This is a genomic window from Roseomonas sp. E05 (genome assembly GCF_030063475.1).
In the GTDB taxonomy this organism is placed as follows: domain Bacteria; phylum Pseudomonadota; class Alphaproteobacteria; order Acetobacterales; family Acetobacteraceae; genus Pseudoroseomonas.
This window is the reverse complement of sequence record NZ_JASIRT010000001.1, coordinates 325,153-347,214: the sequence shown is the minus strand read 5'-3', so window position 1 is coordinate 347,214 and position 22,062 is coordinate 325,153. Positions and strand designations below refer to the sequence as shown.

General features: G+C 71.7%; 21 protein-coding genes. 8 read left to right on the top strand and 13 right to left on the bottom strand.

What is annotated here, in order from left to right; genetic code table 11:
* Nucleotides 1–30: 30 nt before the first annotated feature.
* From QMO56_RS01695 to QMO56_RS01680, 4 genes are all read right to left on the bottom strand, one after another.
* On the bottom strand, nucleotides 31–1,497 hold the full coding sequence (locus tag QMO56_RS01695; protein WP_283523292.1) for a lyase family protein: 1,467 nt from the start codon (nucleotides 1,495–1,497) through the stop codon (nucleotides 31–33).
* 238 nt (nucleotides 1,498–1,735) lie between these two features.
* On the bottom strand, nucleotides 1,736–2,743 hold the full coding sequence (locus QMO56_RS01690) for an NAD(P)-dependent alcohol dehydrogenase (protein ID WP_283523291.1): 1,008 nt from the start codon (nucleotides 2,741–2,743) through the stop codon (nucleotides 1,736–1,738).
* 81 nt (nucleotides 2,744–2,824) lie between these two features.
* Nucleotides 2,825–3,175 carry a DUF1428 domain-containing protein gene (locus QMO56_RS01685; RefSeq protein WP_283523290.1) on the bottom strand — a complete coding sequence of 117 codons (351 nt, stop codon included), beginning with the start codon at nucleotides 3,173–3,175 and terminating at the stop codon, nucleotides 2,825–2,827.
* A gap of 154 nt (nucleotides 3,176–3,329) precedes the next feature.
* Nucleotides 3,330–4,427: a M20/M25/M40 family metallo-hydrolase gene (locus QMO56_RS01680; protein WP_283523289.1), complete on the bottom strand. Its 1,098-nt coding sequence runs from the start codon at nucleotides 4,425–4,427 to the stop codon at nucleotides 3,330–3,332.
* 53 nt (nucleotides 4,428–4,480) lie between these two features.
* Between QMO56_RS01680 and QMO56_RS01675 the strand changes: the two genes are divergently transcribed.
* Genes QMO56_RS01675 through QMO56_RS01665 form a run of 3 tightly spaced genes read left to right on the top strand, consistent with a single transcriptional unit; the run spans nucleotide 4,481 to nucleotide 7,610 of the window.
* A complete protein-coding gene (locus QMO56_RS01675) occupies nucleotides 4,481–5,617 on the top strand; it encodes a pyridoxal-phosphate dependent enzyme (protein WP_283523288.1) in 1,137 nt (378 codons plus the stop codon).
* Nucleotides 5,614–7,152, top strand: a complete 1,539-nt coding sequence (locus tag QMO56_RS01670; RefSeq protein ID WP_283523287.1) for a M81 family metallopeptidase — start codon at nucleotides 5,614–5,616, stop codon at nucleotides 7,150–7,152. The genes QMO56_RS01675 and QMO56_RS01670 overlap by 4 nt, the downstream gene beginning before the upstream one ends.
* Nucleotides 7,149–7,610 (top strand): GNAT family N-acetyltransferase, encoded by a 462-nt coding sequence (locus QMO56_RS01665; RefSeq protein WP_283523286.1) that lies wholly within the window; start codon nucleotides 7,149–7,151, stop codon nucleotides 7,608–7,610. Before QMO56_RS01670 ends, QMO56_RS01665 begins: the two co-directional genes overlap by 4 nt.
* Before the next feature lie 332 nt (nucleotides 7,611–7,942).
* Here the strand turns inward: QMO56_RS01665 and QMO56_RS01660 are convergent, their stop codons facing one another.
* The 7 genes from QMO56_RS01660 to QMO56_RS01630 all read right to left on the bottom strand — a co-directional run bounded on the left by QMO56_RS01660 (nucleotide 7,943) and on the right by QMO56_RS01630 (nucleotide 14,106).
* Nucleotides 7,943–8,875: a GNAT family N-acetyltransferase gene (locus QMO56_RS01660; protein ID WP_283523285.1), complete on the bottom strand. Its 933-nt coding sequence runs from the start codon at nucleotides 8,873–8,875 to the stop codon at nucleotides 7,943–7,945.
* Between the two features lie 197 nt (nucleotides 8,876–9,072).
* A complete protein-coding gene (locus QMO56_RS01655) occupies nucleotides 9,073–9,720 on the bottom strand; it encodes a trimeric intracellular cation channel family protein (RefSeq protein WP_283523284.1) in 648 nt (215 codons plus the stop codon).
* Nucleotide 9,721: 1 nt separating this feature from the next.
* Nucleotides 9,722–10,981, bottom strand: a complete 1,260-nt coding sequence (locus QMO56_RS01650; RefSeq protein WP_283523283.1) for an MFS transporter — start codon at nucleotides 10,979–10,981, stop codon at nucleotides 9,722–9,724.
* A 133-nt stretch (nucleotides 10,982–11,114) separates the two neighbouring features.
* A complete protein-coding gene (locus tag QMO56_RS01645; RefSeq protein WP_283523282.1) occupies nucleotides 11,115–11,861 on the bottom strand; it encodes a DUF2076 domain-containing protein in 747 nt (248 codons plus the stop codon).
* A 160-nt stretch (nucleotides 11,862–12,021) separates the two neighbouring features.
* Nucleotides 12,022–12,453 carry a CoA-binding protein gene (locus tag QMO56_RS01640; protein ID WP_283523281.1) on the bottom strand — a complete coding sequence of 144 codons (432 nt, stop codon included), beginning with the start codon at nucleotides 12,451–12,453 and terminating at the stop codon, nucleotides 12,022–12,024.
* 13 nt (nucleotides 12,454–12,466) lie between these two features.
* The gene (locus QMO56_RS01635; protein WP_283523280.1) at nucleotides 12,467–12,916 is read right to left on the bottom strand and encodes a PepSY domain-containing protein; all 450 of its coding nucleotides are present in this window, start codon (nucleotides 12,914–12,916) and stop codon (nucleotides 12,467–12,469) included.
* Nucleotides 12,917–12,996: 80 nt separating this feature from the next.
* Complete coding sequence (locus QMO56_RS01630; RefSeq protein WP_283523279.1) at nucleotides 12,997–14,106, bottom strand: S-(hydroxymethyl)glutathione dehydrogenase/class III alcohol dehydrogenase; 1,110 nt, start codon at nucleotides 14,104–14,106, stop codon at nucleotides 12,997–12,999.
* A gap of 84 nt (nucleotides 14,107–14,190) precedes the next feature.
* On the opposite strand from QMO56_RS01630, the gene QMO56_RS01625 reads away from it, so the two are divergent.
* The 3 genes from QMO56_RS01625 (at nucleotide 14,191) to QMO56_RS01615 (ending at nucleotide 17,616) form a co-directional block, all read left to right on the top strand.
* Nucleotides 14,191–14,988 carry a S49 family peptidase gene (locus QMO56_RS01625; RefSeq protein ID WP_283523278.1) on the top strand — a complete coding sequence of 266 codons (798 nt, stop codon included), beginning with the start codon at nucleotides 14,191–14,193 and terminating at the stop codon, nucleotides 14,986–14,988.
* Between the two features lie 140 nt (nucleotides 14,989–15,128).
* Entirely contained in the window at nucleotides 15,129–16,286 is a 1,158-nt protein-coding gene (locus QMO56_RS01620) for a DUF2252 family protein (RefSeq protein WP_283523277.1), read from the top strand.
* A gap of 73 nt (nucleotides 16,287–16,359) precedes the next feature.
* Complete coding sequence (locus QMO56_RS01615) at nucleotides 16,360–17,616, top strand: aminopeptidase (RefSeq protein WP_283523276.1); 1,257 nt, start codon at nucleotides 16,360–16,362, stop codon at nucleotides 17,614–17,616.
* 141 nt (nucleotides 17,617–17,757) lie between these two features.
* On the opposite strand, the gene QMO56_RS01610 is transcribed toward QMO56_RS01615, so the two are convergent.
* Nucleotides 17,758–18,408 (bottom strand): HAD hydrolase-like protein, encoded by a 651-nt coding sequence (locus QMO56_RS01610; RefSeq protein WP_283523275.1) that lies wholly within the window; start codon nucleotides 18,406–18,408, stop codon nucleotides 17,758–17,760.
* Nucleotides 18,409–18,418: 10 nt separating this feature from the next.
* Nucleotides 18,419–18,823, bottom strand: a complete 405-nt coding sequence (locus QMO56_RS01605) for a ketosteroid isomerase-related protein (RefSeq protein ID WP_283523274.1) — start codon at nucleotides 18,821–18,823, stop codon at nucleotides 18,419–18,421.
* A gap of 98 nt (nucleotides 18,824–18,921) precedes the next feature.
* On the opposite strand from QMO56_RS01605, the gene QMO56_RS01600 reads away from it, so the two are divergent.
* Both QMO56_RS01600 and glyS read left to right on the top strand, forming a co-directional pair.
* Nucleotides 18,922–19,815, top strand: a complete 894-nt coding sequence (locus QMO56_RS01600; protein ID WP_283523273.1) for a glycine--tRNA ligase subunit alpha — start codon at nucleotides 18,922–18,924, stop codon at nucleotides 19,813–19,815.
* A 56-nt stretch (nucleotides 19,816–19,871) separates the two neighbouring features.
* On the top strand, nucleotides 19,872–22,055 hold the full coding sequence (glyS, locus tag QMO56_RS01595) for a glycine--tRNA ligase subunit beta (protein WP_283523272.1): 2,184 nt from the start codon (nucleotides 19,872–19,874) through the stop codon (nucleotides 22,053–22,055).
* Nucleotides 22,056–22,062 lie beyond the last annotated feature (7 nt).

Genomic DNA, 22,062 nt, shown 5'->3' with positions numbered 1-22,062 from the left:
AGGAGCAGCGCCCCTGGCCCCGGCTGATCGTTACTTCGCCTGCGTCAGCAGCTTGCGGAAGTCCCCGTCGAGGGCGGCGAGCGCGCCGTCGATGCGCTGGCGGCGTTCCCTGATCCAGCCGTCCTGCGCTGCGAGGTCGTCCTTCGCCGCGCCGATCATGCGCGCCATCTCGGCCGGCTGCGGACCGCCGCGCGTCGCGCGGTTGCGCACGATGGCGACCGGGTCGAGGGTGGCGCGGAACTCGGCCTCGCTCATCGGCAGGGTGGCGTTCTCCACCTGCATCTCGTGCCGCACCGTCTCGGCGTAGATGCGCTGCGCCTCGGCATAGGGGAAGTCGCTCGGGCGGATGTCATTGGTCTTGGCGTAGCTCACCACCTCCGAGGCGAAGTGGTGGCCGACGCGGAAGGGCAGTCGGTACTCGCGCATCAGCCTGTCGGCCACTTCCTGCGAGGCGGTCCAGTCGCTGTTCAGCTCCTCCAGCGCGCGCTCGGGGCTGATCACCAGCGCGTTCAGCACGCGGTCGAAGGCGGCCAGCATGCGGACGGCGCCGGCGACAACGGCGGTGTTGTCCCGCGCGCTCTTGGCGTCGCTCATGCCGGGCGGGATGTTGTGCGCCTGGATGACGCGGCCGACGCCGGCGGTGATGACGCGCGAGGCCTCGGCGCGGGTGTCGTTCAGCAGGCCGGGGTTGCGCTTCTGCGGCATGGCGCTGGAGACGTAGGTGTTGCCGCCGCCCTCCCGCAGCAGGATCCAGGGGCGGGGCTGGGCGTATTGCGTCATGACGTCCTCGACGAAGGCGCCGACATGCAGGGCCATGCTGTTCACCACCGCGCCGATCTCGACCGGCATCTCGGTGGCGAGGATCTGCGCCGCGTCATAGGCGTTGTCCACCGTGCCGGGGAAGCCGAGGTATTGCGCCATGCGGTCGCGGTTCAGCGGCCAGCTCGTGCCGTTGAGCACGGTGGTGCCCATGGGCGAGAGGTCGAGCCGCGCATAGGCCTGCCGCAGCCGCTCGGCATCGCGCTTCAGCCCGGCGATATGGCCGAGGAGATAGTGGCCGTAGCTGTTGGGCTGGGCGGCGACGCCGTTGGTGTAGTTCGGCACGATGGTACCGGCATGCGCCTCGGCCAGGCGCAGCATGGTGCCGGTGGCCTTGTGGAGCTGGCCAGCGAGCTGCAGCAGCGCGTCGCGCAGCATGGCGGCGCGGACGGTGGCGAGCATGTCCTGGCTGGAGCGGCCGGCATGCAGCAGGGTCGCCTCGACGCCGGCGGCCTCGATCAGCAGCGGCTCGAAGGTGATGACGAGGGTGGGGCGCTTGCCGCCCGGCCGCTCGCCCGCCTCCAGCACCTTCTCCAGCCCGGCGGCGATCCGCAGAGTCGAGGCGGGATCGAGCAGGCCCTCCCCGGTGTTGATCACCGCGCTGGCCTTGTTGATCTCGCCCAGCCAGAAGAACTCGTCCCGCCGCGGCGCGGTCTGGGCCAGGGCGGAAGGGGTCATGGCAGGAAGGGCAAGTCCGCACATCAGCAAGGCTCCCAGGCAGGTCCTGAACCTCGACATGGTTTCCTCCTTTGCCGCCGGCGGGCGGCGGCGCCGTCCGGGCAAGAAAGGAGCGTTTCCGGTGGATTGTCGAGACCGGGGCGGCGTGCCGGGGCATGGCGGGTGGCCCGGCGCCCCGCAGGAGGTGGCGCGGCCGGCTTCGGGGAGGTCCCGGCCCGGCGCCGCGCCGCCGCGGCGCTCAGAACTCCAGGCCGATCTTGCCGAAGTGCCGGCCGGATTCCTCGTGCCGGAAGGCCTCGGCGATGTCCGCCAGGGGGAAGCTGCGGTCGATCACCGGGCGCAGGCCGGTGGCGTCCAGCGCACGGACGAAGTCCTGCTGATGGCGCCGGCTGCCGACGATCAGCCCTTGCAGCCGGGCCTGCTTGGCCATCAGGGCGGCGGTCGGCACCTCGCCCTTGCGGCCGGTCAGCACGCCGATCAGCGAGATGTGGCCGCCGACCCGAACGGCGGTGATGGACTGCTCCAGCGTGCCGGGGCCGCCGACCTCGATGACATGGTCCACGCCGCGGCCGCCGGTCCAGTCGCGCGCGCGGCTGCCCCAGTCCGCATGCTGGCGGTAGTTGACGGTGTGGTCGGCGCCGAGGGTGCGCAGGCGCTCCAGCTTCGCGTCCGAGGAGGAGGTGGCGATCACCGTCGCGCCCATGGCCTTGGCAATCTGCAGGGCGAAGATCGACACACCGCCCGTGCCGAGCACCAGGACGACATCGCCCGCCTTCAGGCCGCCATCGACGATGAGGGCGCGCCAGGCGGTGAGGCCGGCGGTGGTGAGGGTGGCGGCCTCCGCGTGGCTGTAGCCGATCGGGGCCCGGGTGAACCAGCTGGCCGGCCGGGTGACGGCCTCGCGGGCGTAGCCGTCCACGCCGTCGCCGGGAACGGTGGAGAAGTCGCCCACGGTGGGCGGGCCGTCCTGCCAGCCCGGGAAGAAGCAGGAGACGACGTGGTCGCCGGGGGCGAACTCGTCCACGCCCTCCCCCACCGTCTCGACCACGCCGGCGCCATCGGCCATGGGAATGCGGTTGTCGGCGGTCTTCATGCGGCCGCTGACCACACCGAAGTCATGGTAGTTCAGCGAACTGGCATGCAGCCGGACGCGGATCTCGCCTGGCCCGGGCGTGCCGGGCTCGGGCATGTCGATCAGCTCAAGCCGGTCCAGCCCGCCTGGTGCGCGCACCACGATGCCTTTCATCCACAGTCTCCTTTTCCCGTTCGGTGTGACCTGCGGAGGGGAAATGGGAGGCGGCGGGCATCGTTGCAGGATGGGAGGCTGTCAGGCCTCCACGATCGGGACGAAGCCGCCAAAGATCATGCGCCTGCCATCGAAGGGCATCTCGCCGATCGCCTTCATGCGCGGGTCGCTCATCATGCGCTCATGCAGGGCGTTGCGCGTTTCCCTGTCCGGGTACTCCACCCAGCTGAAGACGACGATCTCGCCATCCTCGGCCTTCACCGCGCGGCGGAAGTCGGTGGTCTTGCCGTCCGGCACGTCGTCCCCCCAGCACTCCACCACGCGCGTGGCGCCGAATTCTTTGAACAGCGCCGCCGCAGCAGCGGCATGCTGCCGGAAGATCTCCTGGTTGGCGGCGGGCACGGCCAGCACAAAGCCTTCCACATAGGACATGTTCATCGCTCCCTGAATTTTTGGAGTGCGGCGCCAGGGCCGCGCTCATGGCGATATTTAAGTTGATATCAACGTAAACGGACCCGGTCAAAGCCGGGCCTCTTCACGAGAGCGCCAGAGCCGGGGCGGCGCCGCGCACCGCCCCGGCGGTCCGCTACGCGCCCATCAGCCGGTGGAAGAGCGGCACCGCGGCGGCGAGGCGGGCGATGCTGGCCTGCTCGCGCGGGCTGTGGGCGGTGTCCATCACCTCGGGGCCAAGGATGATGCAGGGGGCGACTTCCTGCAGTTCGCTGGCATCGGTGCCGAAGGGGCGGGTTTCGGCCCTGTGGCCGGTGGCGGCCTCGGCGGCGCGGACCAGGGGATGGTCGGCGGGGGTTTCCGGCGGGCGGCCCTGGCGAACGATCGTCAGCTTGGCACCGGCGCGTTCGGCGGCGGCCTCGACGGCCTGCACCACGGGGGTCGGGTCGATGCTGCGGCTGTAGCGGAACTTGATCCGCGCCGTGGCCCTGGGAACGGTGACGTTCACCGCCGCGCCGTGGTTGTCGAGGATCAGGTTGAAGTCGCTGAAGGGCGGGCTGTAGGCGGCGTCGTGCAGCGTGGTGTCGCTGCGCAGGCGCTCGGCAAGGGCCTTCATCTCGACCAGGAAGGGGATCAGCGCCCAGTTGGCGTTGCGCCCGGTGCCAAGCGAGGAATGCGCCTGCACCCCCTCGGCCACGGCGATGAAGTCGATGTTGCTGCGGTGGCCGCGCACGGGGATCAGCCCGGTCGGCTCGGCGACGATGACGCCGCGCGGCGCGGCGCGGCGGGCCAGCGCCGAGCGGTCGGCAATGGCGCGGGCGCCCTGCTTGGTGGTTTCCTCGTCGGTGGTGATGAGGAGGGTGGCGGGGAGATGCGCCGGCAGGGTGCGGGCGGCGACGATGCAGGCGGCCAGCGGCCCCTTCATGTCGGCGGCGCCGAGGCCGTGCAGGATGCCCTGACCGTCGATGCGGCCGGAGAAGGGGTCCTCCTGCCAGCCGGTGTCGGGGACGGTGTCCATGTGGCCGGAGAGGGCCACGCCACCGGAAGGACCACGATGCGCGACAAGCACCTGCTTCGCCACCCCGGCACCGTCGGTGTAGTCGAGCCGCTCCAGCTCGAAGCCGTCCAGCTCGGCGGCGATGCGGTCGGCCACGGCCTGGTTGGAGACGAAGGAGCGGCTGTCCAGCCGCACGAGGTCGGCGGCGAGCCGCGCCACGGCGTCGATGTGTTCCATGCGGCCTGCCTATCCCTTGCCGGGCGGGCGCTGGCAAGCCACGCTGCGACCCCATGCAAGACCCTGCCTATCTCGACCCCCGCAGCGGCCGCACCTGGCCGCTTTCCGAGCCCCGCTGGTGCGGACCGGAGGGCCAGCCGCTGCTGCTGACCGACCTGCCCGGCCTCAAGCGCGATGAGATTGCAGCCGGCGAGCGCAGCCTCTGGCGCTACGCCGCCGCGCTGCCCTTCCGGCCCGAGTCGCGGATCAGCCTGGGCGAGGGCTGCACACCACTGGTGGCCGGGGAATGGAACGGCGCTCCGGTCCGCTTCAAGTGCGAGTGGTTCATGCCGAGCGGCAGCTTCAAGGACCGCGGCGCCTCGGTGATGCTCTCGCTGCTGCGGGCGCAGGGCATCGACCATGTGCTGGAGGATTCCTCCGGCAATGGCGGCGCCGCCATCGCCACCTATGCGGCGGCGGGCGGCATGAAGGCCAGGATCCTGGTGCCGGAATCGACCAGCCCGGCCAAGACGGTGCAGTCCCGCGCCATGGGGGCGGCGATCCAGCTGATCCCCGGCAGCCGGCAGGACTGCGCCGATGCGGCGCTGGCCCAGGGGAACGACCCTGCGAAGGAGATCTTCTACGCCAGCCACAACTGGCATCCCTTCTTCCTGCACGGCACCAAGACGCTGGCCTACGAGCTGTGGGAGGATCTCGGCTTCCAGGCGCCGGACAACGTCATCGTGCCCTGCGGCGCGGGGTCGAACGTGCTGGGCTGCGGCATCGGTTTCTCCGAGCTGCTGCGGACCGGGGAGATCGTCCGCCTGCCGCGCATCTTCGCCGCCCAGCCCGCGCATTGCGGGCCGATCGCGCGGGCGTTCCTCGGCGAGGCGCCGGCCGCGCCGCGCCCGACCATCGCGGAGGGCACCGCCATCGCCCAGCCGATCCGCACGCCGGAGGTGCTGGACGTGCTGCATGGCAGCCAGGGCGGCGCCGTGCTGCTGGAGGAGGAGGAGATCGCCGCGGCGACCGGCGCCCTGGCGCGCCAGGGCCTCTATGTCGAGCCGACCTGCGCCCAGGCGGCGGCGGCCTTCGCGCGGCTGCTGGCCAACGGCACCATCGGGCGGGACGAGACCACCGTGGTCGTGCTGACGGGCAGCGGCCTCAAGGCCACGCAGCGCCATGCCGAGCTGCTGGGGCTGACGCTGTGAGCGGCGCCGGCGGAGGCGGCGAGGGGAACAGCGGTCCGCGCGTCGCCCTGCTGGGCTTCTCCATCGAGTGCAACCGCTTCGCGCCGGTGGCGCGGCGGGAGGATTTCCGCTGCTGGCTGGAAGGCGAGGCGATCCTCATGGACGCGCGCAGCCCCGCGCCGGTGGCGCTGGCGGAGATGCCCGGCTTCGTCGCCGCCATGGACGCCGCCGGGCCCTGGCGGCCGCGCCCCGTCCTGCTCGCCATGGCCGAGCCGAACGGGCCGGTGGACCAGGCCGCCTTCGACGCGATGATGGCGATCTGGCGCGCCGGGCTGGAGGCGCTGCGCGGCCAGGTGGAGGGCGTCTATTGCGTGATGCACGGCGCCGGGCTGGCTACCGCGCTGGACGACCCCGAGGGCGCGTTGCAGAGCCTGGTCAAGGCGGTGCTGGGGCCGGAGGTGCCGCTGGTCTGCTCCTACGATCTGCACGCCAATGTCTCGGAGACGATGGTGGCGCAGTGCGACGCCTTCGTCGGCTACCGCACCAACCCGCATGTGGACATGCGCGAGCGCGGCGCGGAAGCCGCCGCGCTGCTGCGCCGGCTGATGCGGGGCGAGCGGTTCCACCGCGCCTTCCGCCGCCTGCCGATCGTGGCGCCCAGCGTCAGCCTGCTGACCGCCAAGGGGCCCTATGCGGAGGTGATCGACTTCGGGCAGGAGCGGCTGAAGGTGCTGGGGCCGGACAAGGTGGCGAATGTCTCGGTCATGGGCGGCTTCGCCTATGGCGACACGCCCTTCAACGGCTTCGCCATCATCGTCACCGGGCCGGACCGCGACGCCTGCGAGGCGCTGGCCGATGCGCTGGCCAAGGATGCCTGGAGCAAGCGCGGCCGCTTCGTGGCCAGGCTGACGCCACTGGCCGAGGCGGTGCAGCGGGCGGCCACCACCGAGGTGCCGCTGGCCTTCGCCGATGTCGCGGACAACCCGGGCGGCGGCGGCGGCGGCAACACGATGTACATCCTGGAGGCCTTCCACAAGGCGGGGGTGCAGGATGCCATCTTCGGCGTGATCCACGACCCGGCGCTGGCCGCCGAGGCGCACCAGCTCGGCCAGGGGGCGCGCTTCACCGCCCGCTTCAACCGCGCCGCCACGGACAGCTTCGCACATCCCTTCGCGGCGGAGGCGGAGGTGCTGGCGCTCTCCGATGGCAGGGTGACGGGACGGCGCGGCATCTTCGCCGGCACGGCGATGGATCTCGGCCCCACCGTGGCACTGCGGCTGGGCGGCATCGTGGTGGTGGTGATCACCCGGCGGACGCAATGCGCCGACCCGGCCTTCCTGGAGCATCTCGGCCTCGACATCGGCGCGGCGCGTTGCCTGGTGGTGAAGTCGCGTGGGCATTTCCGTGCCGGCTTCGACGAGTTCTTCACGCCCGGACGGATCATCGAGGTGGACGCGCCGGGGCTGACCTCACCGATGCTGGACCGCTTCAAATGGACGAAGCTGCCGCGCCCGGTGCTGCCGCTCGACCCCGAGGCGCGCTGGAGCCCGGCATGACCGCCTCGCCATCCGCCGGCGCGGAGCGGCGCATGGCCGCTCCTGAGATCGTGGTCTCCGCGGAGGTGAGCGAACAGGCGCTCCAGGTGATCGGCGGCGGCCTCAGCGCCTACAACGACGCCGTCACGGGCTATGCCGACCGGCAGGGGCTCGCCGTCCTGGTGAAGGACCCCGCCACGGGCGCGATCCTGGGCGGGGCGACGGGCCGTTCGTCGCTGGGGCTGCTGTTCCTGGACCTGTTCTATCTTCCGGAGCCGCTGCGGGGCGGCGGCCTGGGCAGTGCGGTCCTGGCCGCCTTCGAGGAGGAAGGGCGCCGGCGCGGCTGTGTCGCCGCCGTCCTCTATACGATCAGCTTCCAGGCGCCCGGCTTCTATGAGCGGCTGGGCTGGCGGCGGTTCGGCGAGATCGCCTGCCAGCCGCCCGGCACCAGCCGGATCTTCCTGACGAAGCCGCTCTGAAGGCGGCGCCCCGGCTCAACGCCACAGGGCGCGGAGGCAAGGGGTGATTGGCCCGCGCGCGCCCCCTGAGGGGGGGTGACGGCTGCTTCTGGGTGCCATGCGCAAGCTTGCCGGCCGGCCGGAACAGCATGGCCAGGCCGCTCGCGTTCTCCCGCGGCGGGAAGCACGATGCGTCGGGCCTCGCAGGTCCGCCGGGGGGCGGGCAGCAGCTTCCCGGCAGCCTTCACCCCAGAGCAGATCCCGTTCCGATGGCATCATCGGCACGGGTGAAGATGTTCGCCAAAACAAACAGCTGGAGCGTTTTCCGTGAGCCAGAGCGAACGGGATCTGCTCTAGCGCCATTCCTCCACGAGGAAGCTCTCCGGCGCGTCGTAGCCCAGCCCCTCGGGCCGGACCATGGCGATGCCGGAAAGCTCGGTGCGGAACCCGGCGGCTTTCATCCGCGCATAGGCCGCGCGCCGCGCATGGGTCACGCTGGCCTGGAGGCGCCGCGCACCACGCCGGGAGGCCAGCGCCTCGGCAGCGGCAAGCAGGTCCTGGAAGGCGGCCGCGTCGCCCGGCCGCACGGCGCCGAACTTGACGGCGAGCGTGCCGCTGCCGGCCTCGCTGCCGGCGCCCTCCTGGCAGAGGGCGAAGCCGGTGGTGGCATTGCCCGAGCGCAACAGGAGCGTGTCGCCCGACCCTTGCTCCGTCGTGGCGCGGATCTCCCGGCTCAGGTCGAGCCCGGCGAAAGTGGCGTTGCTGATCTCCCGGCAGGCGGCGAGGGCTTCCGCCTGCTGCTCCGGCCGCTGCTGCGAAAAGAGCAGGAAATCCGGGGCGGCCGTGGCGGGCGCCACCGGCTTCGCCATGACCGCGATGAGATGCCGGGTCGCGAAGCCGGCGTCCTCGTAGAGGCGCAGATGCCGCGGGCTGCCGGGCTGGGTGTAGAGTGCCACCAGCCTGGCCGGCGTCGTGGCCAGGGCGGCCTCCAGCAGGCGGCGGGCAAGGCCCTGGTTCCATCGGGCGGGATGCACGCTGAGCGGGCCGAGCACGGCGACGCTGCCCCAGTCCATGACCGCCACGCTGCCGATCACGGCCGCGCCAGCCTGGGCAACGAGGCAGCCCGCCGGGTTGGTCCGCCAGCGCGGGCACAGGAGCTTGGCATCGCCCATGAAGCGCGCCGGGTCGGGCAGGCCGAATTCGGTGCCGAAGGCGAGGCGCATCACGCCGTCCGCCTCGTCAAGGTCCTGTTCCGCCATGGGGCGGATGATCGTCTCCAGGGGCATCGCACCTCTTCCGCGTCGGATGCGTCGGCGGCCGGGCCGTGGCCGGTGATTGAACAGCTGGGGCAGGGCGGTGGGAAGATACCTCCTTTGCGCCACCTTGCTGAAGGGCGTGGAGGGCTGCTGTCGGCGGCGGCGCACCGTGCATGGTGGCCCGGCAAGGGGCCGTGCCGGGCGGCCGGGCGGGGTGCTTTTGCCGCTCAGCGGGCGTCCGGATATTCCCGCCCCGGCCGCGCCTTGTAGGTTGGCAGGGACCAGCCGCGCAGGAGGGCCGCCGCCCGCACCAGGAAGGCCGCCGCCATGCCGGCGCAGACGGCGAGGCCGCGATCCGCCCCCAGCAGGGAGAGAGCGACGAAGCCCGCCGCACCCAGCGCTGCCGCGGTGGCATAGATCTCCTTCCGCAGGATCAGCGGCAGCTCGCCGCAGATCACGTCCCGCAGGGCGCCGCCGAAGGTGGCGGTGATCACGCCGAGCAGGATGGCGGCCCAGGGGCTGGCACCGTCCTGCAGCGCCGCCTCCGCCCCCAGCACGGCGAAGAGGGCCATGCCCACCGCATCGGCCCAGAGCAGCGGCACGAAGCGCCGCTCCAGCCGGTGCGCGGCGAAGAACAGCACCAGCGCCACCAGCGCCACCATCAGCGCCAGGCCGGGCGTTCCGAGCCACAGGACGGGGCGGCCCAGCAGCACGTCCCGCACCGTGCCGCCGCCGAAGGCGGTGGTGGCGGCGATCAGCACGAAGCCCACGGGATCGAGCTGCTTGCGCGAGGCGGTCAGGGCGCCGGAGGCGGCGAAGGCCGCTGAGCCGGCCCAGTTCAGCGCCTCCAGCAGCAGGGTGAGGGAGGCGGCCAAGCTATTCGGCGGGCAGCGGGCGCGCCGTCTTCTCCGCCAGCGCCGTGCCGCGGGCGCTGCCCATGCAGAGCAGGGAAAGCGCCAGCAGCCCGGCCACCAGCGGCAGCACGAGATGCGGATAGCCGGCATCGAGCAGCAGGCCGAAGGGCACCGGCGTCAGCGCGCCGCCCAGCGGCAGGCCGGCGGAGATGAAGCCGAAGACCTTGCCGATCTGCCCGGGCGGGGCGGCATCCTTCACCATCACGTCGCGCGGGGTGCGGCTGGCGCCGAGGGCGAAGCCGGCGCCCAGCGCCAGCACGACGGCGGCATAGCCCGGCACGGGGATGACGCCGAGCATCAGCAGCAGCGTGATCGAGACCAGGGTCAGGCTGATGACGAAGGCGGCATGCCGGGTGGAGCGGTCGGCGAACCAGCCGCCGACCAGAACGCCGCCGGTGTTGCCGAGCATGTAGCCGGTCAGCGCCATCGAGCCGACCGCGACGGGGATGCCCCACATCTGGTCGAGCACGGTGATCAGGAAGGCCTGGATGCCCGAGCCCGCCATGGCGGAGAGCAGGAAGAAGGCGAAGAACAGCAGCATGGTGCGGGAGAACAGCACCGCGACGCCGAGCCCGGCATCCTTGGCCTTGGGCTTCGCCTGGTCGGCCAGGATGCGGCTCTGCAGCAGGATGGCGCCCACGACAGGCACGCCGAGCAGGCCGAGCGCCAGCAGCGCCTCGCGCCAGCCGATCGCCACGGCCAGCACGGCGATCACCGGCGGGGCGAGGGCGAAGCCCAGATTGCCGGTGAGGGTGTGCATGGCGAAGGCCCGGCCCATGCGGGACTTGTTGATGCTGCCGGCGAGGATGGCGTAGTCGGCCGGGTGGATGACGCTGTTGCCGATGCCGGACAGGATCGAGAGCCCGAGGATCACCCAGTAGTTCGGCGCGAAGGCCATGGCCGAGATGGAAAGCGCCATCAGCAGCGTGCCGCCGACCAGGTAGGGCCGGGCGCCGTGCCGGTCCACCAGGAAGCCGACCGGGGTCTGCAGCAGCGCCGTGACCGCGCTCATCAGCGCGACGGAGAGGCCGAGCGCGGCATAGGAGACGCCGAAATCGTCGCGCCAGATCGGGAAGAGCGGCGCCAGGCACAGCATGTAGAAGTGCGACAGGAAATGGCCGGTGCCGATCAGGCCGATGATGCGCCAGTCGTGGCTGGGTGGTTCGCGGCCGGGTGGCTCGCGGCTGGGCGGTGGCTCGGCTTCAAGGCCGACAGGCGGCATGGGACGTTCCTCTTGCGGAGCAAAACGGAACGCTGCGCCGGCATCGGCGAGCCTGTCAAACGCCGAGGCGGCGGGGGCGCCGCCCGCAGGGGGGGCGGCGCCAGGTCAGATCAGGCGGCGGGCCGCCCGCGGGTCAGACCTCGTCGTCGAAGCCGGAATCGTCGAAGCCCGGGTCGTCCTGGAAACCGGAATCGTCGGGGAAGGCATCGTTGCCGAAGCTGTCCTGCCCGGGAACCGCGTCCTGCTGCGCGCCCGGTTCGGTCCAGGGGCTGGCGGTCGGCACCGCCTCCTGGCCGAAGCCGCCGGCAAGGTCACCGGCGGCGGCGGTCGCCGCCTCGGCCGCGCCGCCATCGAACATGTTCATCAGCATGTTGCCGAGCACCATGCCGCCGGCCACGCCGGCCGCGGTGGTGAGCGCCGAGCCGAGGAAGCCGGAGCCGCGCCCGGCCTGCATCATGCCGGGATTCATGCCGTAGGGCGGCATCACCGGCTGCGGGCGGGGCGCCATCGGCACGGGACGGCCACCGCCACCGCCGAACATGCCGCCGAACAGGCCGCCACGGCTCTGCTGCGTCGCCTGCGCCTGGCGCTGGGTGTTCTCCAGCTGCCACTCCAGTTCCTGGATGCGGTTCTGCGCCTGCACCAGGGCGTGCTCCTGCACGAAGGCCGTCTGCGTCAGCCGGTAGCGCGCCTCGGGGTAGCGCGTGAACAGCTCGGCGATGAGCCGGTCCGCCTCCGGGTCCACCGGCGGCAGGGGCGGGCGGGACTGGGTGGCCGGCACGCTGCCGCCGCCCCAGGGAGAGGCTGCCGGCTGCGGGGCGGAGACCCCCGCCATGCGCTCCACGAAGGCGGTGATGATGCGGCGTTCTTCTTCGGTCATGTCCGATCCCCGGGCGGGGCCTTTCTCGAACAGGGTGTCGTCCGTCCGCGCCCGGAACCGGAGCCCCGAACCGGAGCCCGGTCCGGGCGCGGCCAAGCAATTGGACCGCCGCCTCGGCGCTTTCAAGAGAGAAAATTACAGAACGTCCATGTTCGGCGGCTCAGGCCCCGCGCGAGAGGCCGAGCCGGCTCCACTCGATCACCGGGCAACGGTCCATCACCGCCACCAGCCCGGCGGCGCGGGCGCGCTCGGCGGCAGCGGTGTCGATGACGCCGAGCTGCATCCAGACCGTCCTGGCGCCGAGCCGGATGGCCTCGTCCACCACCTTTCCCGCCTCCTCGCTGCGGCGGAAGATGTCCACCATGTCCAGCGGGCCGACCTCCTCCAGGCTGGCGGCGACCGCCGCGCCGTGCAGGCGCTGACCGGCCAGGCCGGGGTTCACCGGCGTTACGTCGAAGCCGCGGCCGACGAGGAAGCCGGTGACGCCGTGGGAGGGGCGCGCCGGGTTGGCCGAGGCGCCGACCACGGCGATGCGCCGCGTGTTCAGCAGGATATTGCGGATGGTGTCGTCGCTCAGGCCGTCGATTGCCATGTCGGGCGGGTCCTCAGTCTTTCTCGCGGTGGAGGATGCGGAGGCTGTGGCGCTCCAGCGCCAGATCGTAGAGCACGCCATCGGCGCCGCGGGCGTCGTCCACCGCCCACACGCCGTCATCCAGGCTGACGGAATTGAAGCCGGTGAAGCCCTGCCCGCGCAGGGCCTGCTCGATCGCCGCCCGCTCCTCGCCGGTGACGGCGCGGTCGCCTTCGCTGGCATCGATGAGGGTGAGGTCGTCCGGGGTCAGGCGGATGTCGCGCACGTCGTTGTTGCCGCGGCTGGCATTGTCCACCTCCCAGAGGCCGTCATCCATCTCGATCCCGCGCCAGCCGACGAAGCCCTGCGCCCGCAGCGCGGATTCGACGCGGGCCCGCTCATCCGCGGAGGGCGCGCGGGCCAGCGCCGGGGCGGCGGCCAGCAAAGCGAGGGCCAGGGCGGAGGCGGCGAGGCGGGGCGTCATGCGTGTTCAGCTCCTTGCGGTGAACCTGTCCTCCCCCGAACGCGGCGGGGGAGGGCAAGGTTCCGGCGCGGAGGGCCGCCTCAGTAGATCACGACGCCGCGGATGCTCTCGCCGCGCGCCATCAGGTCGAAGCCCTCGTTGATCTTCTCGAGCGGCATGGTGTGGGTGATCAGGTCGTCGATGTTGATCTTGCCGTCCATGTACCAGTCGACGATCTTCGGCACGTCGGTGCGGCCGCGCGCGCCGCCGAAGGCCGAGCCGATCCAGCGCCGGCCGGTGACGAGCTGGAAGGGGCGGGTGCTGATCTCCTTGCCGGCCTCGGCCACGCCGATGATGGTCGAGACGCCCCAGCCCTTGTGGCAGCACTCCAGCGCCTGGCGCATCAGCGTGGTGTTGCCGACGCATTCGAAGCTGTAGTCGGCGCCGCCATTGGTCAGCTCGACGAGGTGGCCGACCAGGTCGCCCTTGATCTCCTTCGGGTTGACGAAGTGGGTCATGCCGAACTTGCGGGCCATCGCCTCGCGCGCCGGGTTGATGTCCACGCCGACGATCATGTTGGCGCCCACCATCTTGGCGCCCTGGATGACGTTCAGCCCGATGCCGCCCAGGCCGAAGACCACCACGTTGGTGCCGGCCTCCACCTTGGCGGTGAAGATCACCGCGCCGATGCCGGTGGTGACGCCGCAGCCGATGTAGCAGACCTTGTCGAAGGGGGCGTCCTCGCGGATCTTGGCCACGGCGATCTCGGGCAGCACCGTGTAGTTCGAGAAGGTCGAGGTGCCCATGTAGTGGTGGATGGGCTTGCCCTGGCAGGAGAAGCGGCTGGTGCCGTCCGGCATCTGCCCACGCCCCTGGGTGACGCGGATCTTCTGGCAGAGGTTGGTCTTGCGGCTGAGGCAATAGTCGCATTCCCGGCATTCCGGCGTGTAGAGCGGAATGACGTGGTCGCCCTTCTTCAGCGTGCGCACGCCCGGCCCGACATCCACCACGATGCCCGCGCCCTCATGGCCGAGGATGGAGGGGAAGATGCCCTCCGGATCGGCACCGGAGAGGGTGTATTTGTCGGTGTGGCACAGGCCGGTGGCCTTCACCTCCACCAGCACCTCGCCCTCGCGCGGGCCCTCCAGATCGACCTCCTCGATCGAGAGCGGCTTGCCGGCTTCCCAGGCGACGGCGGCGCGTGTCTTCATCGGGGCATTCTCCTTGGAAGGCTGTGATGCCCCGCGTAGGTCGCACTTCTTGCCCGGCGGCGAAAGGTGGTCATCTTTCTTCCCATGCAGATCCCTTTCCTGAGCCGCCACCCCCGCGTGGCGCTGCTCCGCCTCTCCGGCCTCATCGCCGCCCGCGGCGGCATCGGGCCGGGCGGGCCGCTCAACGTCGAGACCATCGGGCCGGTGCTGGAGCGGGCCTTCGCGCTGAAGCGCGCGGCGGCCGTGGTGCTGGCCATCAATTCGCCCGGCGGCTCGCCCGTGCAGTCCAGCCTGATCGCCCAGCGCATCCGCCAGCTCGCCGAGAAGCACAAGCTGCCGGTGATCGCCTGCGTGGAGGACGCCGCCGCCTCGGGCGGCTACTGGCTGGCCTGCGCGGCGGACGAGATCGTCGCCGACCCCTCCAGCATCGTCGGCTCCATCGGCGTCATCTCCGCCAGCTTCGGGGTGGAGGAACTGGCGGCCAAGCTCGGCATCGAGCGCCGCCTGGCCACGGCGGGCGAGCAGAAATCCTTCCTCGACCCCTTCCGCCCGGTGCAGCCCTGGGAGCGCGAGCGGCTGGAGCAGCTGCTCGGCACCCTGCACGGCGAGTTCAAGGCCTGGGTGCGGGCGCGCCGCGGCGAGCGGTTGAAGGCGCCCCAGGCCGACCTGTTCAACGGCCGCTTCTGGACCGGACGCGAGGCCCTGCCGCTCGGGCTGATCGACCGACTCGGCGACGCCCGCGGCGAGATCCGCCGGCGCTTCGGAGAGAAGGCGCAGATCGTGCCCTTCGGGGTCAAGCGGCCGCCGCTGCCGCTCCGCCTGCTGCGCGGCGCCGCCGTGATGGTGGAGGAACGGGCGGCCTGGGGGCGACTCGGGTTTTGAGCAGCGCCAGGGGCTCCGCCCCTGGAACCCCGCCGGGGTGACAGTGTCACCCCGGACCCCGCCATCAGTTGGGAAAGCGGAACTTTTGCCCCGCCCGAGCTTTTCCCCCTGCGTTCCGGCAGAAAGGGGGAAGCGGACGAATGGACATCCTGGCCTCGAACGCCGCCTACGAAGCCTTCCTGCGCACCGAGCTGGGGCACGAGTTGGTGGAGGAGGCGCTGGCCGAGAAGCACGCGGAAATGGCGGAGGACCCCTTCTCCTTCCTGCGCGCCACCTATTTCCGCTGGGCTGAGACGGCGCTCGACCTGCACCCCGAACTGGCCGACGCGCCCGTCGTGCTGGCGGTGGGTGACATCCACCTGGAGAATTTCGGCACCTGGCGCGACGCCGAGGGCCGCCTCGTCTGGGGCGTCAACGACTACGACGAGGCGGCCGAGATGCCCTACACGCTCGACCTGCTGCGGCTGGCCACCAGCGGCCTGCTGGCCAGCCCGGAGGAGGATCACCGCGAGATCGGGCCGATCGCCGATGCCCTGCTGGAGGGCTACAATGAAGGCCTGGCGAAGCCGGCCCCCGCCCTGCTGGACCGTGAGCGCGCCTGGCTGCGCCACACCGTCATGGTGCCGGACGAGCATCGCGACGCCTTCTGGGCCAAGCTGAAGAAGAAGCGGAAGCGCTTCGAGGCGCGCAAGCCTGCCGACCGGCCTTCCCTTTTCTCCCGCTACGAGGCCGCGCTGCGCGCCGCCCTGCCGGCCCATGCCGAGGAGCCGCGCTTCTGGTACCGCAGCGCCGGCCTCGGCAGCCTCGGGCGGCCGCGCTGGGTGGCGCAGGCGAAGTGGCGTGGCGACTGGGTGATGCGCGAGGCCAAGCCGGTGCTGCCCTCGGCCTGGACGCGGCTGCACGGCCACCAGGGGCGCGGCGTGCGCTGCCTGGAGATCGCCACCGCCCGCTACCGCGCGCCCGACCCCTGGTACCGCGTGACCGACGGGGTGGCGGTGCGCCGCCTCTCGCCCAACAACCGCAAGATCGAGACCGACCGGCAGGTCTCGTCGGGCTGGGAGGGCGGCCCGGAGGAGACGCTGGGCCGCAAGGTGCTGCTGGACGCCCCGATGCTGGACGCCATGGGGCGCGAACTGGCGGCGATCCATCTCGGCACCGGCGACGCGGGCAAGGCGATCCGCGCCGACCTGGCGAAGCGGCCCGCCGGCTGGCTGCGCGCGGCGGCGATGCGGGCGGCGCAGGCGGTGATGGAGGACCATCACCTCTTCGCCGCCAGGATGCGCAGCGGCGGCGCCTGAACACGCCCGGCCGCCGGTTGGGGGCGGCGCGGCGATGCGCTAGGAGTGGAGGGGCGACCACAGGAGGCCATCCATGGACCAGCATCCGCCGCAGACCGCCACCACCGCCGACCCCCGCCTCGACCGGCTGGCCGAGATCGCCGTGCAGGTCGGGCTGGGTGGGCTCCATCCGGGCCAGGAACTGGTGATGACCGCCTCCATCGAGGCACTGCCGCTGGTCCGCCGCATCACCGAGCAGGCCTACAAGACCGGCGCCTCGCTGGTGACGACGCTGTTCTCCGACGATGAATGCGCGCTCGCCCGCTACCGCTTCGCCAGCGATGGCAGCTTCGACGTGGCGCCGGGCTGGATGTACGAGGGCATGGCGGCCGCCTTCCGCGGCGGTGCGGCCCGCCTCGCCGTGGTGGGGGAGGACCCCAACCTGCTGGCCGGGCAGGACGCCGAGAAGGTGGCGCGCGCCAACCGCGCGCGCTCCAAGGCCTATCGGCCGGCGCTGGAGCTGATCACCGCCTCGGCCATCAACTGGACGCTGGTGCCCTTCGCCACCCCGGCCTGGGCGCGCGCGGTGTTTCCCGAGCTGCCGGAGGCCGAGGCGGTGGCGAAGCTGTGGGAGGCGCTCTATGCCAGCACGCGCGTGGACCGGCCCGACCCCAAGGCGGCCTGGGCCGAGCACAACGCGGCGCTGATGGCGCGGCGCCAGATGCTGACCGAGCGGCGCTTCCGCGCGCTGCGCTTCCAGGGGCCGGGCACCGACCTGACCGTGGGGCTGGCTGACAATCATGCCTGGATGGGCGGCATCTCGAAGGCGCGCAACGGCATCACTGGCAACCCCAACATCCCGACCGAGGAGGTGTTCACCACCCCGCATGCGGCGATGACGGAGGGCACGGTGGCCGCCACCAAGCCGCTGGCCCATGGGGGCACGCTGATCCGCGACATCCGCGTGCGCTTCGCGGAGGGCAGGATCGTCGAGGCGCATGCCAGCACGGGCGAGGAAGTGCTGCAGAAGATGATCTCGACCGACGAGGGCGCGCGGCGGCTGGGCGAGGTGGCGCTGGTGCCGCATTCCTCGCCGATCTCGCAGAGCGGGCTGCTGTTCTTCAACACGCTGTTCGATGAGAACGCGGCCAGCCACATCGCGCTGGGCCAGGCCTACAAGAAGTGCTTCGTGGATGCCGAGAGCATGACCGACGCGCAGTTCGCCGAGCGCGGCGGCAATTCCAGCCTGATCCATGTGGACTGGATGATCGGCTCGGCCGAGGTGGACCTGGACGGCATCGGCTTCGACGGCAGCGCGACGCCGCTGATGCGCAAGGGCGAGTGGGTCTGAAGCAAGGCTGGGGGGAGGAATTCCCCCAGACCCCCCTTCTTCATTTCTTCGGGCTTCCCGCGCTGGCGGGCAGCGATGCGCCAAAACTGACAAAGAGAAGATGGGGGTCCGGGGGAATTCCTTCCCCCGGGCTTTTTCTGGCTACGGCTCCGGGCAGGCCGCGGCCTCGGTGAAGCGGGCCATGATCTCGGCGGGGCTGTCGAAGATCAGGGCCGGGCGGGTGCCGGCGAGGGCCGCGCGGGTGGCGTAGCCCCAGGCGACGGCGCCGAAATCCATGCCCACTGCCTGGGCGGCCTCGGCGTCGCGCCGTTCGTCGCCCATGTAGATGGCCTCGCGGGCGGGGGTGCCGGTCTGGCGCAGCACCGCCCGCAGCTTGCGCGGCTTGCCGAAGAGGGAGGCGCGGGTGCCGTAGTGGCCGATCAGCCCGGCCAGGCCAGGGCCGAGGGTGGCGCGGATCGAGACCTCGGAATCGGAGCTGACGATCGCCAGCCGTGCCCCGGCCGCCGGGAGGGCGGCGAGCAGCTCCGGCACGCCGGGGAAGAGGGGAAGGGTGCCCGCCACGGCCTGCTTTTCCCGCCGGAGGTGGCGGATGATCCAGGGCAGCTTCCAGCCCGGCACGTCCAGGCGGCGCATGATCTCGCGCGCGCCGAGGGCGCGGAGCGCCTCGCCTTCCTCCGCGTCGATGACGCGGAAGCCGAAGCGGCGGGCGGCCTCGTTGAGGGCGCCGGTGAACCAGGGGAAGCTGTCGGCCAGGGTGCCGTCGAAGTCGAAGATCACCAGCCGGTAGCGCATCGCGGGCGGCTCAACCGCCGACCTGGGCGATCCAGTCGGCCAGGTTGTAGAAGTTGGAGACGCGGGCGATGCGGCCGTCGTGGACCTCGAAGAAGGCGCCGGCGGGGAGGGTGTAGGTCTGGCCGCGGGCCTCGGGGAGCCCTTCGTCGGTGGCGAGGTAGGTGCCGTGCACGGTGAACTCGGCCGCGGCGCGCTGGCCGGCGGGCTCGGTGAGCACCACGATGTCGCGCAGCTGCTCGCGGTAGTGGGCGTTCATCCGGGCCATGAAGGCACGGAAGGCGGGGATGCCCACTTCGCGTCCGCCCTGGTTGATGTCGTGCGCCACGTCCTCGGTCAGCAGGGCGAGCATGGACTCGGCGTCACCGGCGTTGAAGGCGTCGTAGTAGGAACGGATCAGCGTCTCGGTGGCGGACATCGGCGATGGGCCCTTCCTTGCCGGGGGGTGGGGCGGGTCTTATGGTGCGCCGCATAACACGGCCGCAAGCCCAAGACATGATGACCGGAACGCCGCAGATGACCGCCTCTTTCCCGGGCTCTTCCTCGGGCTCGTCCTCTGGCAAGCCCCTCAGCTTCCAGGACATCATCCTGACGCTGCACCGGTTCTGGTCGGCGCAGGGCTGCGTGATCCTGCAGCCCTATGACATGGAGATGGGCGCCGGCACCTTCCATCCTGCGACGACGCTGCGGGCGCTGGGGCCGCAGCCCTGGAAGGCGGCCTATGTGCAGCCCTCCCGCCGTCCGGCGGACGGGCGCTACGGCGAGAACCCGAACCGGCTGCAGCACTATTATCAGTATCAGGTGATCCTGAAGCCGAGCCCGGCCGACCCGCAGGCGCTGCTGATCGAGAGCTACAAGGCGCTGGGTATCGACCCCGGCCTGCACGACATCCGCTTCGTCGAGGACGACTGGGAGAGCCCGACGCTGGGCGCCTGGGGTCTGGGCTGGGAGGTCTGGTGCGACGGTATGGAGGTGACGCAGTTCACCTATTTCCAGCAGGTCGGCGGCATCCCGGTGGAGAAGCCCAGCTCCGAGTTGACCTACGGGCTGGAGCGGCTGGCGATGTACATCCAGGGGGTCGAGAACGTCTATGACCTCGATTTCAACGGCCAGGGGGTACGCTATGGCGACGTCTTCCTGCGCGCCGAGAAGGAGTACAGCGCCTTCAACTTCGAGCATGCCGACACCGCCCTGCTGTTCCAGCATTTCAAGGATGCGGAGCAGGAGTGCGCCTCCCTGGTGGAGAAGGCGCTGGCCCTGCCGGCCTATGACCAGTGCATCAAGGCCAGCCATGCCTTCAACCTGCTGGATGCGCGGGGTGCCATCAGCGTGACGGAGCGGGCGGCCTATATCGGCCGCGTCCGCGCGCTGGCCAAGCGCTGCTGCGAGAGCTGGCTGGCGGGCGCCTGACGGCCCGCCCGCCTTCCCACCGACTGCCTGACCGCCGTTCTCCGCAAGGCCCCCCGATGCCCGAACTCCTGCTCGAACTGTTCTCCGAGGAAATCCCCGCCCGCATGCAGGCGCGCGCGGCCGAGGACCTGGCGCGGCTGATGGGGGAGGCGCTGAAGGGCGCCGGCCTGCCTGCGGAGGGTCTGCGCACGCTCTCCGGCCCGCGCCGGCTGGCGCTGGTGGCTGAGCTGCCGGCCGGCACGGCGGCGGTGGAGGAGGAGCGGCGCGGCCCGCGCGCCGACGCCACCGGCCCGGCGCTGGAGGGCTTCCTGCGCGCCACCGGCCTCACCCGCGCTCAGCTTGAGGAGCGGGACACCGGCAAGGGCGTCTATCTCTATGCGGTGATCCGCCGGCCCGGGCGCGCCACGCCGGACGTGCTGGCCGAGATCATTCCTGGCCTGCTGCGCCGCTTCCCCTGGCCGAAGTCGATGCGCTGGGGCGGCACCAGCGGCTTCACCTGGGTGCGGCCGCTGAAGCGCATCCTCTGCCTGTTCGGCGGCGAGGTGGTGCCCTTCAGCCTGCTCCAGGGCGAGGATGACGGGCACGGGCTGATGGCCGGCGACGTCACCGAGGGGCACCGCATCATGTCGCCCGGCGCCTTCACGGTGAGAAGTTTCTCGGACTATGCGACGCAACTCGCCGCCCGGAATGTCATTATCGACCCCGTTGAGCGCGCCAAGCTGGTGCGTGACGGTATTGCGGCGCTGGCCGCGGCGGAGGGGGGCGAGGTGGTGCCGGACGAGGGGCTCGTGGCCGAGGTGGCCGGGCTGGTGGAGTGGCCCGTGCCGCTGCTCGGCCGGATCGACGACAGCTTCATGGATCTGCCGCCCGAGCTGATGCGCACCACCATGCGGGTGAACCAGCGCTATTTCGCGCTGCGCCGGCCGGATGGCACGGCGGCGCCCTGCTTCGCGCTGGTCTCCAACATCGCGCCGCGCGATGGCGGCAGGGCGGTGGCGGCGGGCAACGAGCGGGTGCTGCGCGCCCGCCTCTCGGACGCCCGCTTCTTCTGGGACCTCGACCGCAAGCAGCGGCTGGAGGACTTCCTGCCGAAGCTGGAGGGCGTGGTCTTTCATGCCAGGCTCGGCACCCAGGGGCAGCGCGTCTCGCGGCTGGAGCGGCTGGCCGCCTGGCTGGCGCCGAAGCTCGGCGCCGAGCCGGCGCTGGCCGCCCGCGCCGCGCGGCTGGCCAAGGCGGATCTGGCCAGCGGCCTCGTGGGGGAATTCCCGGAGCTGCAGGGCATCATCGGCCGCTACTACGCGCTGAAGGACGGTGAGGACCGGCGCGTGGCCGAGGCCATCGCCGCGCACTACCGCCCGCTCGGCCCGGGGGACTCGGTGCCCTCCGAGCCGATCGCCATGGCCGTCGCGCTGGCCGACAAGATCGACCAGCTCGTCGGCTTCTTCGCGGTGGACGAGCGGCCGACCGGCTCGGGCGACCCCTATGCGCTGCGCCGCGCCGCGCTCGGCGTCATCCGCATCCTGCGGGAGAACGGGCTGCGGCTCGGGCTGAGCGACGTGCTGGCGGAGGCCTTCTTCGGCTTTCCGCAGGCGCTCGGCACGACCGCCGAGCCGGAATTCGGCATGGCGGTGGCGCAGGAGAAGATGAAGGCCGGCTTCCAGCCCGCGCCCGGCTCCGACCACCCGCCCATGGTGGCCGCCTTCGCCGCCGGGCTGCTCGACTTTTTGGCCGAGCGGCTGCGCGTGCAGCTGCGCGCCGAGGGCGAGCGGCATGACGTGCTGGCGGCGACGCTTGGTTCCGCTGGCGGCGCCGGCGGCGGGGATGACCTGGTGCGCCTGCTGGCCCGCGCCGCCGCCCTGCGCGCCTTCCTGGAAGGCGAGGACGGCGCCAACCTGCTGACCGCCTATCGACGCGCGGCCAACATCCTGCGCATCGAGGACCGGAAGGACGGGCCGCACCGCGCGGAGACCGATGCCGCCCGCTTCATGGCGGAGGAGGAGAAGGCGCTCTCCGCCGCGCTCGACGCCACCCTGCCGCGGGCGCTGGCCGCCCTGCGCGCGGAGGAGGACACCGCGGCGATGTCGGCGCTCGCCGATCTGCGCGCGCCGGTTGACGCTTTCTTTGATAAGGTCGTGGTCAACGACGCCGACCAGGGCCTGCGGCGCAACCGCCTGGGCCTGCTGGCGCGCCTGCGGGCGGCCATCGACCAGGTGGCCGATTTCTCCAAGATCGAAGGCTGAAGGAAAC